Here is a 14,107-nt window from a genome sequence, read left to right on the forward strand (position 1 = left end):
CGCCGATTAAAGGATGAGAGTGATGAATATGAAAGAAATCAAAACTGAGCCATTAAAGCTCGATTTTAATGAGCGGGCGGATCGTTTTCCGTCCTGGCTTGATATGAGTAAGCTATCACCACAAAACTATTGGCGTTACCCGGATCAGACTGAACTGAAGTTAGAGATGAGCAATCAGCTTGGTCTTCAGCCTGAGCAGGTTATGGTCTCGAACGGCGGTGATGAAGCGATTGAGCTGATGTTTAAAGTCGCTTGCCTGGAGCAGAAAGAACTTATTATTCCTATGCCGGCATTCAGTCAATATCTATCAGGAATTAAGATTTGGAATAGTAAAGCACAATTAATTCCGGCTCAGGAAAACCAGTCAATTGATCTCGAAGCGAGCCTTAACGCTTTAACTGACAAATCAATCCTGGTTTTGACCAGTCCGAATAACCCAACCGGTGAAACACTTTCGTTGGATGTCATTAGAGATGTTTGTAAAAGGGCAAAGAAGAAAGGAGCAGAGGTTTTTCTCGATCAGGCCTATATTGAGTTTACAGGACAGGCTGAAGAGTCGCTTTCTTTGCTTGAAGAATTCGATAACCTGATTGTGCTGCGCACCTTGTCCAAAGCTTACGGGCTTGCAGGCATTCGTTGTGGCTATCTGTTAGGTAATCAATCTTTCATTAAGCGATTTACTGATCGCAAGATGCCATTCAATGTTCCTCAGCCAACATTGGAAATTGCACGTCAGGCATTCTCATCAGAAGCTCAAAATGATGTGGCTGACTTTTGCCAGCAGATTGCTAATAACCGCGACCAGTTAGTGCAATTTTTACGCCAAAGAGGTTTGAATGTATTAGACAGCGAAGCAAATTTCATTCTGATTGTGGATGCTCCGGAACGTCTGCAATTAATAAAAGCAGCCTGTGAACTGAATAATATTCAGATCAAAACCGATTTGGTTGGACTTGATTTACAGGACCAATCGGCTATTCGTATTGCCATTCCTTATGACTTTGAACCTTTACGACAAGCATTATTTTTAGCTCTTAAACCTGAACTGATATGCTTTGATATGGATGGTGTCCTGATTGATACCAGTAAGAGTTATGACGCTGCTATCAAGCAAACTGTAGAGTTCTTTATTGGCACACAACCACAACAACAAGCAATCGACACATTACGTTCACGTGGCGGATTTAATAATGACTGGGTGCTGACTTATGAGTTGATCAAGCAAAACATGGATGACTCTTTGCCAGATTATGAGCAGATAGTTGAACAGTTTCAGACTTTGTATTTAGGCAGCGATAATGATGAAGGCCTGAATCAGCTTGAAGAAGCAATTCTCACTTCTGAATTATGCACACAGATTTTTGTACAGAACAGCAAGCAATTTAAAACCGCGATAGTAACAGGGCGCCCGCGTGCTGAAGCGCAAATTGGCTTAGACCTGTTAGGGATTCGCAATACGTATTTGGTTAGTGATTGTGATGTTATTGAGTCTAAGCCTGCGCCAGAAGGGATCAATCAATGTAAAGCTTATTATGGCGCTACCTATTGTTGGATGCTCGGTGATACACCGGATGATATTCAGGCGGCTAAAGCAGCTGGCGCATTGGCTATTGGCGTTAGTAGCAAAGAAAACGAACAAAATTTATATCAAGCTGGTGCCGATCTGGTAGTGGCGTCGGTAAATGATTTAGAGAGGTTATTATGAGTCAAATAAAGAACCAAAGCTCGATAGTTTCCATTGTCCGCCAGACTAAAGAGACGGCCATTCGCCTGGATCTTAATATCTATGGTCAGCAGAAACTCAAGATCAATACTGGACTGCCATTCTTTGATCACATGCTCATTCAGTTAGCATTACATGCCGGTTGGGATCTGAATCTGGAAGCCAATGGTGATTTAGAAGTTGATGATCACCACTTAATCGAAGATGTGGCGATTTGCTTAGGGCAGGCTCTGCAGCAAGCATGGCGCGAACAAGAGTCGATCACCCGCTATGGACAACGACTGTTACCGATGGACGCCAGTTTGATCATGGTGGCGGTGGATGTGTGTGGACGTGGTTATGGCATCACGGATTTGCCTTTTACTCGTGAAATGATTGGCAATATTGCTACCGAAATGTGGAAACATTTTTTCTACACTTTTGCGATTAACGCACAAATTAGTCTGCACATTAAAGTGGAATATTTTGATAACAATCACCACTTAATTGAAGCCAGTTTCAAAGGGCTTGCTTTTGCGTTACGTGAAGCTTTGATTGCCAAAGAAGGTGCGAACAGTTCCAAGGGCAGTTTATGAGTGATTCAGTGATTAAAGAAGCCTCTAAAACAGTGGGTGTGATAAATACTGGAGCGGGCAACTTATATAGCTTAAATGGCTGCTTACGTCGTATGGGTTTTTATCCAGTCACTATCAATCAACCAAGCGATCTGGAGCGCTACGACATTTCGGCTTTGGTGATTCCTGGTCAGGGGCGATTTGGAACTGTGATGACTAACCTGAAAGCCTGCGCTCTAGATGAGGTGATTACGAACTGGTATCGCGATAACAAAAAACTGGTCGGCATCTGTGTCGGCTTGCAGATTATGTTTGAAGAGTCAGAAGAGGATCCTGGTATGGCTGGACTCGGGTTATTGCAGGGTAAAGTGACTAAGTTACAAAGCCCGAAACAACCAATGGTTGGTTGGGCTGATGTTCAATCGAGTGAAGATTGGCTCAACAATCAGACACTTTATTTCGTCAATAGCTATGGTGTTAGTGACAGTGATAAGTCGATTGCCACGGTAACTTATGGGCAAACGTTTGTTGCTGCTGTTGCCAGTAATAACATGATTGCATTTCAATGCCACCCTGAAAAATCCGGTGCAGCTGGTGAAGAGGTATTAAAGCAATGTCTGAGTTAATGAACAGCCCTCAATTAACCAAAAAAATGGAGCAGGGCCTTAAGTCGCGAGTAATTGTTTGTCTTGATGTGGCACACGGACGGGTGGTTAAAGGAGTTAATTTTAAAGGTCTGCAAGATATGGGCGATCCGGTTGAACTGGCTATCCGATATCAGGAGCAGGGCGCGGATGAGATTATTTTCCTCGATATTAAAGCAACTCTTGAACAGCGTGCTAATGCTTTAGAAGTTGTAACTCGAGTGGCAGAAAATCTATCGATTCCTTTTACGGTCGGCGGCGGACTGAATACTTACGCTGATGTGGCGCAGTTCTTGAATGCCGGTGCTGACAAAGTAGCGCTCAATAGTGCTGCAGTTAAGCACCCGGACTTGGTTGATGAAATTGCTAAAGGATTTGGTTCGCAATGTGTAGTGGTGGCGGTCGACTTAAATCAAGAGCAGGATCAGAAGACTCAAGGTTCAAGTGAGTATGAGGTCTATATCAATGGTGGTCATACCCTAACCGATCTGAATGCCATGCAATGGCTTACAGAAATAGAACAGCGTGGCGCGGGAGAAATTCTATTAACGGCTATGCACCGTGACGGAACTGGATTTGGTTTTGATAATGAACTGATGAGCCAGGTTAGTAAGAAGCTCGGTATTCAGGTTATTGCATCGGGCGGGGCCTCAAAGCCAGCACATTTTACTGACACATTTTTGGCTGGCAGCGATGCTGCATTAGCTGCGGGGATGTTCCATCGCGGTGAGTTCACTGTTGGTCAGGTTAAACAAGAATTGCTCAATAACGGCGTTGCCGTTCGTATTGAAAAGCTAAAATATTGAAGGATAAAAGTTATGTTGATTCCAAGTATTGATTTGTTAGATGGCAAAGCTGTGCAGTTACAGCAGGGGGATGCCAGCCGGAAAATTGTTGAGAAAGATAATCTGTTTGAACTGCTGGAAGAGTTTTCTTTGTTTGGTGAAGTGGCAATTATTGATCTGAATGCAGCTCTAGGTAAAGGCGATAATAAAGCGTTAATTAAGCAGCTGATTAAGAAGTTTTCCTGTCGTGTAGGTGGTGGAATCCGTAACTATGAAACTGCTCGCGAATATCTGTCCAGCGGTGCTAAAAAAATTATTTTGGGCACAAGCTGTCGCGAAGACTTTGTCAAAAAGCTCCCTCGTTCTCAATTGATATTCGCGATTGATGCTAAAGGAGATGATTGGGTCACGCACGGTTGGCAGTCTTCTTCTGACAATAAAGTGGCCGCCATGATTGATGAACTGCAGGACAACTGCTCAGAGTTTCTTTATACCCAGGTGGAGAAAGAAGGCATGATGCAGGGCATTGATCGTGAGCGTATTGAGCAGGTCATCAAACAATCAAAGATTCAAGTTACCGTTGCTGGTGGGATCACTGATCTGGATGACATCAAATTCATCAACAAACTGGGTGCGAACAGCCAGTTAGGCATGTCAATTTACACGGGTAAGCTAAAACTGGATGAGGCTGTGATGGCCTGTCTTGATTTTGATAAGGCGCCATTGATTCCAACCATTGTCCAGGACGTGGATACCGGCAGTGTGCTGATGCTGGCTTACTCAACACCAGAGTCATTACAGGCTGCCATGACGCAGAAGAAAGGAATTTATTTCAGCCGTTCGCGCAACGAGTTGTGGGAGAAAGGTTTAACCAGCGGCAATCAACAGCAGTTGATTAATATTGACTATGATTGTGATGGTGACACTTTGGTATTTAAAGTGAAGCAGAAGGGCAATGCCTGCCACTTTGATCGTTACAGCTGCTTTGCTGGCCAATCGGCCAATTTTGATCTGGATGTTTTGGATCGCGTTTTTGAGCAGCGAATGCAAAGTCAGGAAGTGACAAGTTTTAGTCAGAAACTTTTGGCTAGCGATGATTTGCAGCAGGAAAAATTACGCGAAGAGTGCGAAGAGTTAATTGAAGCGGATGATCAAGATGAGGTGCGTTGGGAAGCGGCTGATTTGATCTTCTTTGCCTTGGCACGAGCAAAGTCGAAGGGTGTGGCAGCCAGTGATATCATCAACGAATTAGGAGCGCGAAATGGCGGATAAATCTTACATAGAGTGCGCTTCTAACTGGAAGCGTCCTAATCTCACACAATCGCCTGAATTATTTCAACAGGTAGCTAAGCTATTAAAGGAAATTGAGACTGGTGGTGATCTAGCCATTGATAACCTCAGCAAGCGATTCGATGGCTTTCAACCGCGTAAAATCGAGTTGCGGCCTTATCGTGACTATGAGCTAGAGCCGCAATTATTAAACTCGATTGAACAGGCTGCTCAACGTATTGAAGCTTTTTGTCAGTTACAGAAAGGTTCTTTGCAACCGCAGCAGATTGAAGAAGCAAGCGGCGTGTTTGGCTTTCAGTATAGCCCGATAGAAGCGATTGGCGCCTATATTCCAGGTGGACGCTTTCCACTGATTTCAACCGCACTAATGACCTTGATTCCAGCGCGCGTTGCAGGTTGTCAGCGTCGAGTCGCTTGTTCCCCATCGGTACACCCAGCAATTTTAGCGGCAGCTTCGTTGGCGGGAGCGACAGAGTTCTGGCAAATTGGTGGTGCTCAGGCCGTCGCAGCAATGGCCTATGGTTATCAGACCATGTTGCCGGTACAGATGGTGGTGGGGCCGGGCAATCAATATGTGAACGTGGCAAAGCAATTATTGCAAAGCCGTATCAAAATTGATGTGGCTGCGGGACCAAGCGAGCTGCTCATTCTTGCTGATTCTAATGCTAACCAGGAATGGCTCATTGCAGACATGGCAGCGCAGGCTGAGCATGATCCGCAAGCGCAAAGTGTATTGGTTAGTGACGATATAGCTTTTCTGCAATCCATTGGGCAGCAGCTTACTGCTAATGATGAGCTCAATAATTTACTCAAAGGCGAGCAGATAGTTTTGTTGCAAGCGAATGATTGTGAGGCCATGATCCGGTTCAGCAATCGCTATGCGCCAGAACACCTGTTGCTGGCTGATGAGCGAATAGCGTCGCAAAGCCTGAAGCATTATGGCTCGCTCTTTATTGGACAGAATAGCGCAGTAGCTTTCGGGGATTATTGTGCCGGTCCAAACCACACATTACCTACTATGGGTAGCGCGAATCGTTCCAGCGGCTTATGCGTGCAAAGCTTTATGAATATCCAGTCCTATCAGCAGATTAACGATCAAGGTCGTATCCAATTGGCGGAGATTGGCCGACCGCTGGCTGAAGCTGAGCAATTGGTTTGGCATGAACGCAGTATGCAGGTAAGATCCTAACAACGAGTCTTTTCTTTAAGCGCGATTGTTGGGATGGTTATGTTTCGAATTGGTCATGGTTATGACGTTCATAAATTTGGTGGCGATAGCCCATTAATTTTGGGCGGTGTTGAATTTCCGGGTGAGCAGGGTTTGCTTGCTCATTCGGATGGCGATGTGGTGTTGCATGCTATCTGTGATGCGCTGTTAGGAGCTATTGCTAAAGGTGACATTGGTCATCACTTTCCCGATACCGATGAGACATTCGCTGGCGCCGATAGTCGTGGTTTGCTAGTGGCTGTGATGCAACAAGTTGAGGAAGAAGGTTATGAGCTTGGCAACCTTGATGTCACCATTGTGGCACAGGCCCCCAAAATGGCCGCTAAGATTCCTGACATGCGTAAGGTCATTGCGGATATTTGCAAGGTTGAGTTAAACCAGGTGAATGTTAAAGCCACCACTACCGAGCAACTGGGTTTCATCGGGCGCAAAGAAGGCATCGCTGTGCACTCGGTCTGTTTGCTGCAATCTTACAAGAGCGTAGCCTAAGGTGGAGATCCAAGTTCAGGATTGGCCAAGAGCCTTTGGCGCACCATTAGCCACAGCTACTTTTCGCCAGCAATTAAGTGACTTCTGCGTTGATGAAGATTTACGTTTCGAAGCTTCTGGTGAAGGTGCGCATCATTTGCTACTCATCGAAAAGCGGAATATCAATACTGACATTGTGTGTCATAAATTGCAGCGCTTCGCTGAAGTGAATCCAACCGATGTTGGTTATGCGGGAAAGAAAGATCGCTTTGCCATCGCCAAGCAATGGTTTAGCGTGCAGTTGCCATTGCTTAAAGAAATTGACTGGTCAGAATTTAATGATGATGAAGTAACGGTTCTGAAAGCGACACGCCATGATAAGAAATTACGTATTGGTGCAGTTAAGCAAAATCATTTCAAGATTAGGTTACGCGACCTGACTTTTTCAGCAGGGTTTGACAAAGATACTCTCGAACAACGACTGGCACAGATTCAGGAGCACGGTTTCCCCAATTACTTTGGTGAACAACGATTTGGTCATAATGGCGACAATTTAACTCGCGGCGCTGACTTGTTGCTGGTTAATAAACGTCTCAAAAACCGTAATTTACAGGGAATGCTATTTTCTGCTGTGCGCTCCTTTTTCTTTAATCAGGTTTTGGCTAAGCGTATTGAAGCAGGGAACTTCACAGAACTGCTGGATGGGGACTATGTGCAGCTTGATGGCTCCGAAAGTGGTTTCACAGTTCAGGAGATGGCGCAGGAGTTGCCACGCTTTGCAGCCAATGATATTCATCCTACCGCACCCATGCCAGGGCGCGGCCGCTCGCAGCTGTTAGCTGAAGCCGCTGAGTTTGAAACAACAGTTCTTGAGCCTTATCATGAGCTGATTGCTGCTTTGGAGCGCAAAGGCCTCAATGGCGAACGACGTGCCATTCGCGTATTCCCGCAAAATGTCATCTTGCAATGGCACAATGACAATACTCTGGAGCTGGCTTTCAGTCTGCCTAAAGGAGCCTTTGCCACCAGCTTGTTACGTGAATTGTTCGAGCTTAAAACAAACCATAAACCACAATAAAGAAACGTAAGAAAATGATCCTATGAAAATATTGTTAAGTAATGACGACGGCTTTTTTGCGCCAGGAATTAACGCCTTATATGACCATTTGCAACGCATTGCGCAGGTGACGGTGGTTGCACCTGACCGCAATCGAAGCGGTGCCAGCAATTCATTAACTTTGGAACATCCGATTCGCGCCTGGCAAACGGAGCGCGGATTTTTTGCCGTCACTGGTACGCCAACCGACTGTGTTCACCTAGGTACCCACCATTTAATGGGCGCTGCGCCTGATATGGTGGTGGCTGGCATTAATACTGGGGCTAACCTGGGTGATGACACGCTCTATTCCGGTACGGTTGCTGCTGCGATGGAAGGGCGTGCACTGGGTTATACCGCAGTGGCGGTGTCTTTAGTCGGGCACAATTGCCAGCATTATGATACAGCAGCTCGTGTCGCAACTGAGATTATCGAAGGGCTGCTTGAACACCCTTTGGGCAAAGATCGGGTCTTGAATATCAATGTTCCTGATCTTCCTTATGAAGAATTAAAGGGAATTAAGTTAACGCGCTTGGGAAATCGCCACCGTGCTGATACTATTATTCCCGATACAGATCCAAAAGGGCGCCAGGTTTATTGGTTGGGGCCTTTACCGAGCGGGCAAGATATTGGGGAAGGAACGGACTTTCATGCGGTTGAGCAGGGTTACGTTTCAATAACGCCAGTCAACGTGGATCTGACTGCGTATAACAGCTTTGATGAAGTGGAAGATTTTTTGGAGGCCTTTGATTCTCCTTTTACCACTAACAAATAATCAACTAAAAGCTGGCGCAGTACTATAACAACTTTAGCTGAAACAACTTTAGCTATAACTACTTTAGTAATAACAACAATACAGAACAGACAGACAACTATGAACGCAACTCATTTTTCTGGTATTGGCATGACTTCAGCGAGAACGCGTGGCCGTTTGGTTCAGCGCTTGATTGCCGAAGGTATTACCAATCAGCAGGTTTTGAAAGCAGTAGAAGACACGCCCCGTCATGTGTTTATTGATGAGGGTTTATCCCACCGCGCCTATGAAGACACTGCTTTGCCTATTGGCATGGGGCAGACCATCTCGCAACCTTATATTGTCGCCCGTATGACTCAGGCTTTGCTTGAATCAGGCTCGATGAATAAGGTACTAGAGATTGGAACAGGTTGCGGTTATCAAACAGCCATTTTGTCCAAGCTCTGCAAAACGGTATTTACTGTCGAGCGTATTCGAGCTTTGCACATGCAAGCTCGTAAGACGTTAGGGCAGCTGAATATTCATAATGTTCAATATCTCTTCGCGGATGGCTTTAATGGCTGGCAACAGAACGCGCCATTTGATGCGATTATCGTCACCGCTGCTCCGCCTTCAATTCCTGAAAAACTGATGGCGCAACTAGCTAATGGCGGGCGTATGGTTATCCCCGTTGGGCAAACCGAAACAGCTCAAGAGTTGATTCTGGTGGAGCGCCAGGGTGATGAGTTCAAAAAAACCGTTATTGAGAAAGTAAAATTCGTACCTTTAGTTAGTGGCGTTGCGCGATGAATATTTTTACCAAGATGTACGACGCTTGCATGCGTTGGGCTCGTCATAAGTACGCGGTTTATATTTTAGGCTTTATCAGTTTCATCGAATCCATCTTTTTCCCCATTCCAACTGCCGCCATGTTGGCACCAATGGCATTATCGACTCCGCACCGAGCTTTGAGATTAGCTGGCCTTGCGACAGTGACCTCTGTTTTAGGCGGTATCGTCGGTTATCTGGTCGGCGCTTTTGCCTTCGAATCCTGGGTGTTGCCAGCGATTGAACAGTTTGGCTACTTAGAGACCTACGAAAGAGCGGTGGTCTGGTTTGCTGATTTTGGCGTCTGGGTAGTACTGATTGCGGGCTTCTCTCCTGTTCCCTATAAAATATTCACATTAACCGCCGGCGCGCTGAGCATGGCCTTTTTGCCATTTGTGTTAGCCTCAATCGTAGCTCGTGCCGCACAATTTTATCTAATTGGCGGATTAGTGAAGTGGGGCGGGGAACCAATGCGGCATAAGTTGCGTCAATATGTAGACTGGATTGGCTGGGGCTTCTTAATCCTTGCGGTCACCGCTTATATTATTTATAAATACGTGTAAGCTAGCAAAATCAATAACTCATTGTAAAACAAGGATTTTTAACTAAGGCATGCGACAGGAAACTAAAGACATACTCAAGCGCTCGGCCATCCGCTCACTCTGGATCGTCGCTATCGTGCTAGTGGTCTTTTGGCTGCAGGGCTGCGGTAACGAGCGGTTAGCTCCTGTCGAAGAACGCGAAGCTAACAACTATAAAGCACAGTTGCACAGCTTCTACCCGCCTTCCGAAGTCGATAACAGCCAGCAGTTCTATCATGTGCGTCCTGGAGACACTCTATACTCCATCGCATTCCGTTATGGGCTTGACTACAACATTCTTGCCCAAGCCAATGATATCGACAGTAATTACACCATTCATGCCGGACAGCGTATCAATTTACAGAGAGCTCGAGATATTACTCCGGCAGACGAATATGAAGTTGCAGGTACTGAACCCCCTGGTGCGCAGCAATCCACTGATGCTTCTCGTCGTACCCCTGTCAGCGTTGCCAGAAGACCTGTGACTGAAGTTCCCAGAACGCCGGCCGCTAATCAAACCCAGCCAGGCACTCAAGCAAACACTCAGCCAGCGCAACCAGTGACGCGGCAAGAACCTAAAAAAGAACCCAAGAAGGAACCGACAGGCACTTCAAATACTACCGGTGGTAGCAAGGAGCCAATCGCCTACACACCTAATTCACCGGTCAAATACTGGATGTGGCCAACTATGGGCCAAATTCTTCAAGGCTTCTCTGGCGCCAGCAAAAGCTCCAAAGGGATTGATATTGCCGGAAACTTAGGCGACCCGGTGCGAGCCTCCGCCGCCGGAAGAGTAGTGTATGCTGGCCGTGGCCTGCGAGGTTATGGAAACCTGGTCATCATTAAACACAACAACGACTTCATCAGCGCTTACGCACACAATCGCATTTTGTTGGTCAAGGAAAACGAAATCATCAAAGCTGGCCAGAAAATTGCCGAAGTCGGCAACACCGACAGTGATGTTCCCAAACTGCACTTTGAAATCCGTTTCAAAGGCAAACCCGTCGATCCCATGCGTTATTTACCGAAGCGGTAGTTGTGACTTTGAAATATGCTCAGTGCCCAAGCTGTAATGAAGAGTTTACTCTGTTAGGCTTCTTGTGGGGATTATTTTGGGGCGAATTAAGCTGTTCAAATTGCAAGTCAATATATGCCTTAAAGGGAAAAGTGTTTACTTATTTCATGCTGATTGCTGAGTTTCTTATTTTGCCAATGGGACTTATAGCCATATTCCTTTTTGACCACTCTTATGTCTGGATTTATTTAGTATTTTTATTTTTATTCATTAGTATCGTTATCAATTATGTGGCTTTCAAAACTGAGAAATATGAGGCGTTTAAGAAGGATTCCTGACAAATCGTAGGGTGCGTCGAGACGCAGATCCTGCCCTAGGTGTACCGCTTTTATTTAATCACCTTAATCGCTAGCGCATGAATATCAGTTTCCATCATATCGCCTAGTGCATCATAAACAGCTCGATGCTGTTGCAGCATACGTTTTCCTTCTAAGGCTTCACTTTGAATAATAACGGTAAAGTGGCCTTTGCCATCTCTGGCTCCGGCGTGGCCGATGTGTTTGTGGCTGTCGTCGATGATTTCCAATTGCGTCGGTTTGAGCGCGTCTTGAATCAGTTGTTGCATGCGTTCAAGGCGTTGTGAGTTATTCATTATATTCTCCAAAATTCTTTAATGACTTAAGGCAAGACCTTCTTATAAGGTTTTACGATAACCGATTGGTAAACGCCCGCTTCGATATATGGATCGGTATCTGCCCATGCCTGGGCGTCTTTCAGTGAATCAAACTCGGCGACTATCATGCTACCGGTGAAGCCTGCTTCACCCGGATCTTCTGCGTCGATGGCAGGGCAGGGACCGGCCAGTATCAGGCGGCCTTGCTCTTTTAATGCTTGAAGTCTTTGGACATGTGCTGGACGTGCTTGAGAACGTAGCGCTAATGAGTTTTCAACGTCTTGAGAAAAGATGACATAAAGCATGATTTATTCCTGCGAGTCTTTTTTGTCGGGCCCATTCTTTTGTGGGTCGTCTAGGTTAACGTGTTCTTTCAACATAATGATGCTGATGATGAACAGCAGCATGGTTGACGCAAAGAGGCCGATAATTTTAAACCAGAACCAGACGTCGGTGCTAAAGGTATAAGCGACATAGAGATTCAAAAAGCCGAAGCCTGTTAAATACAGAATCCATAACCAGTTGATTTTAGCCAGTAGACTGTGTGGTGCGGTATCCTTCAGCACCTGATTGGCTTTGAGTAAATCTTGAATAATGTACTTTTTGCTGAAGATTTGGCGGAATAAGATAACCAATGAGCCGGCCCAAAGAATTATGCTGGTTTTCCACTTGATGAAGTTTTCGTCGTCGAAATAATAAGCCGAAACTACTAACAGAACACCAAGAACAAAGTAGGCGATGTGGCTTTTTTTAATCGGTTGCTTGGTCAATACGCTGGTCAAAATTTGCACCAAGGAGCCCGCGCTCCATACTGCCGCTGCAAGAATCAGGTTCTTGGTGATCAGGTATACCGCGATAAATGCGACTATCGGGTAGTTTTCTTTCAAAAAGGTCATATTAGACTCCAAAAAAGTGCCCGCCAAGTTTACCTGAATGCAAAAGATAGGCAAACTGGTAACCGTTTTCATTTGATACCTACAACCAAGCAGGATTAACGTGCTTAGAGATTTACACAATCATACTCATGCATCGGACGGTAGCCTGTCGCCACTGGAACTGGTTTCGTTGGCGGTAGAGCGTGGCGTGGACGAGCTGGCCATTACCGATCACGACTCTGTGGCTGGCGTTCTATCATTGCGCGAACAAACACATGATTTCGACATCAAGATCATTGAAGGTGTCGAGATTTCAGCAGGCTGGGGCAAGCATACCTTGCATATTGTCGGTCTAAACATTGATCCTGAGCATTCAGGCTTATCTTCTTTTTTAAAACTCCAGCAGCAAAAACGTCACACTCGAGCGTTAGAAATGGCGCATAAGATGCAAAAAGCCGGTTTAGAAGGAGCTGTTGCTGATGTAGAACTTATGTTGCAAGAGCAAAATATGGTCTGTCGCACTCATCTGGCGCAATATTTGCTTGATAAAGGCGTGGTCAACAATTTTGCCAATGCGTTTAAAAAGTATCTGGCTAAAGGTGGCAAGGCTTTTGTCAAAGACGATTGGTTTGAGCTGGAGGACGCTACAGCGATTATTAAGCAAGCTGGTGGTGTTCCAGTCTTAGCGCATCCCACACGCTACAAGATGGGCTCTAATCAACTGCATGAGCTGATACAGGCCTTTCAGCGGATGGGCGGTGAAGCGATTGAGGTGTGTTATCCTAATATACACCCAGGCAAGAAAAACCTATTGGCAAACTGGGTGCAAAAGTATAACCTGCTTGGCTCACAGGGCTCAGATTTCCATTCTCCGGATAAACCATGGGCCCTGCTCGGAAAGTTTCCACCTCTGCCTGATAATGTCACTCCGGTATGGACAGCCTGGCAGTAACTCGAAAAATTAAAAGATAACTTATGACTCAACTGATTGAAATACATCCCGAAAATCCACAGCCACGATTGGTCAGCCAGATCGTTGCCATTATTCGTAATGGTGGTGTTGTCGTTTATCCAACAGACTCCGGCTATGCGCTTGGTTGTCATATTGGTGATAAAAAAGCACTGGATCGTATTCGTCAGATACGTGATCTGGAAAAGGATCATAACTTTACATTAGTCTGTCGTGATTTATCCGAACTGGCCTTTTATGCACGTGTCGATAACACCGCATTTCGCCTGATTAAAAACAACACGCCGGGCCCCTATACCTTCATCTTACGCGCAACTGCTGAAGTGCCCAATCGGCTCAAGCATCCGAAAAAGAAAACCATTGGTATTCGCGTTCCGGATAACGCAATTTCACAAGCGATTTTAGAAGCGCTTGGCGAACCGATGATGAACACCAGTTTGATCTTGCCTGGTCAAGACGAAGGCGAAGTTTTGGCACCATACGAAATTTTTGATGAACTGAATGGCCGTGTTGATGCGGTAATTGACGGTGGCTATTGTGGCCATCAGGAAACTACCGTTGTTGACATGACTAGCGGTTATCCAGAAATTATTCGTTACGGTGCTGGTGATGCGACTGTTTTTGAGTAAATTGTTTTAGTAGGG

General features: G+C 45.6%; 17 protein-coding genes. 14 read left to right on the forward strand and 3 right to left on the reverse strand.

Annotation, left to right across the window (positions count from 1 at the left end):
- Positions 1–22 precede the first annotated feature (22 nt).
- From KKOR_RS04290 to KKOR_RS04345, 12 genes are all read left to right on the forward strand, one after another.
- Complete coding sequence (locus KKOR_RS04290; RefSeq protein ID WP_012800789.1) at positions 23–1,705, forward strand: aminotransferase class I/II-fold pyridoxal phosphate-dependent enzyme; 1,683 nt, start codon at positions 23–25, stop codon at positions 1,703–1,705.
- A complete protein-coding gene (gene hisB, locus KKOR_RS04295; protein WP_012800790.1) occupies positions 1,702–2,298 on the forward strand; it encodes an imidazoleglycerol-phosphate dehydratase HisB in 597 nt (198 codons plus the stop codon). Before KKOR_RS04290 ends, hisB begins: the two co-directional genes overlap by 4 nt.
- Complete coding sequence (gene hisH / locus KKOR_RS04300) at positions 2,295–2,903, forward strand: imidazole glycerol phosphate synthase subunit HisH (protein WP_012800791.1); 609 nt, start codon at positions 2,295–2,297, stop codon at positions 2,901–2,903. Before hisB ends, hisH begins: the two co-directional genes overlap by 4 nt.
- Positions 2,891–3,727 carry an imidazole glycerol phosphate synthase subunit HisF gene (gene hisF, locus KKOR_RS04305; RefSeq protein WP_143715036.1) on the forward strand — a complete coding sequence of 279 codons (837 nt, stop codon included), beginning with the start codon at positions 2,891–2,893 and terminating at the stop codon, positions 3,725–3,727. The genes hisH and hisF overlap by 13 nt, the downstream gene beginning before the upstream one ends.
- Positions 3,728–3,739: 12 nt before the next feature.
- Positions 3,740–4,978 (forward strand): phosphoribosyl-AMP cyclohydrolase, encoded by a 1,239-nt coding sequence (gene hisI / locus KKOR_RS04310; protein ID WP_012800793.1) that lies wholly within the window; start codon positions 3,740–3,742, stop codon positions 4,976–4,978.
- Complete coding sequence (gene hisD, locus KKOR_RS04315; protein WP_012800794.1) at positions 4,968–6,185, forward strand: histidinol dehydrogenase; 1,218 nt, start codon at positions 4,968–4,970, stop codon at positions 6,183–6,185. The genes hisI and hisD overlap by 11 nt, the downstream gene beginning before the upstream one ends.
- 39 nt (positions 6,186–6,224) lie before the next feature.
- Positions 6,225–6,713 carry a 2-C-methyl-D-erythritol 2,4-cyclodiphosphate synthase gene (gene ispF, locus KKOR_RS04320; RefSeq protein ID WP_012800795.1) on the forward strand — a complete coding sequence of 163 codons (489 nt, stop codon included), beginning with the start codon at positions 6,225–6,227 and terminating at the stop codon, positions 6,711–6,713.
- Position 6,714: 1 nt separating this feature from the next.
- Positions 6,715–7,770, forward strand: a complete 1,056-nt coding sequence (gene truD, locus KKOR_RS04325; RefSeq protein WP_012800796.1) for a tRNA pseudouridine(13) synthase TruD — start codon at positions 6,715–6,717, stop codon at positions 7,768–7,770.
- A 22-nt stretch (positions 7,771–7,792) separates the two neighbouring features.
- A complete protein-coding gene (surE, locus tag KKOR_RS04330) occupies positions 7,793–8,563 on the forward strand; it encodes a 5'/3'-nucleotidase SurE (protein WP_012800797.1) in 771 nt (256 codons plus the stop codon).
- A gap of 99 nt (positions 8,564–8,662) precedes the next feature.
- Positions 8,663–9,331, forward strand: coding sequence for a protein-L-isoaspartate(D-aspartate) O-methyltransferase (locus KKOR_RS04335; RefSeq protein ID WP_012800798.1), 669 nt, complete (start codon positions 8,663–8,665; stop codon positions 9,329–9,331).
- Complete coding sequence (locus tag KKOR_RS04340) at positions 9,328–9,912, forward strand: YqaA family protein (protein ID WP_012800799.1); 585 nt, start codon at positions 9,328–9,330, stop codon at positions 9,910–9,912. Before KKOR_RS04335 ends, KKOR_RS04340 begins: the two co-directional genes overlap by 4 nt.
- A 49-nt stretch (positions 9,913–9,961) precedes the next feature.
- Entirely contained in the window at positions 9,962–10,966 is a 1,005-nt protein-coding gene (locus KKOR_RS04345; RefSeq protein WP_012800800.1) for a peptidoglycan DD-metalloendopeptidase family protein, read from the forward strand.
- Positions 10,967–11,333: 367 nt separating this feature from the next.
- Here KKOR_RS04345 and KKOR_RS04355 read toward each other — a convergent pair whose 3' ends face one another.
- The 3 genes from KKOR_RS04355 to KKOR_RS13325 are packed head-to-tail and all read right to left on the reverse strand — an operon-like array spanning position 11,334 to position 12,514.
- Positions 11,334–11,597, reverse strand: coding sequence for a BolA family protein (locus tag KKOR_RS04355; protein ID WP_012800802.1), 264 nt, complete (start codon positions 11,595–11,597; stop codon positions 11,334–11,336).
- A 26-nt stretch (positions 11,598–11,623) separates the two neighbouring features.
- Positions 11,624–11,923, reverse strand: coding sequence for a YciI family protein (locus KKOR_RS04360; protein ID WP_012800803.1), 300 nt, complete (start codon positions 11,921–11,923; stop codon positions 11,624–11,626).
- A gap of 3 nt (positions 11,924–11,926) precedes the next feature.
- A complete protein-coding gene (locus tag KKOR_RS13325; protein WP_187287326.1) occupies positions 11,927–12,514 on the reverse strand; it encodes an inner membrane-spanning protein YciB in 588 nt (195 codons plus the stop codon).
- A gap of 100 nt (positions 12,515–12,614) precedes the next feature.
- Between KKOR_RS13325 and KKOR_RS04370 the strand changes: the two genes are divergently transcribed.
- Together KKOR_RS04370 and KKOR_RS04375 are read left to right on the forward strand one after the other, a co-directional pair.
- Positions 12,615–13,445, forward strand: coding sequence for a PHP domain-containing protein (locus KKOR_RS04370; protein ID WP_012800805.1), 831 nt, complete (start codon positions 12,615–12,617; stop codon positions 13,443–13,445).
- A gap of 23 nt (positions 13,446–13,468) precedes the next feature.
- Entirely contained in the window at positions 13,469–14,092 is a 624-nt protein-coding gene (locus KKOR_RS04375; protein WP_012800806.1) for an L-threonylcarbamoyladenylate synthase, read from the forward strand.
- The last annotated feature ends 15 nt before the right edge of the window (positions 14,093–14,107 follow it).

This window comes from Kangiella koreensis DSM 16069 (genome assembly GCF_000024085.1).
GTDB classification, from domain to species: Bacteria; Pseudomonadota; Gammaproteobacteria; order Enterobacterales; family Kangiellaceae; genus Kangiella; species Kangiella koreensis.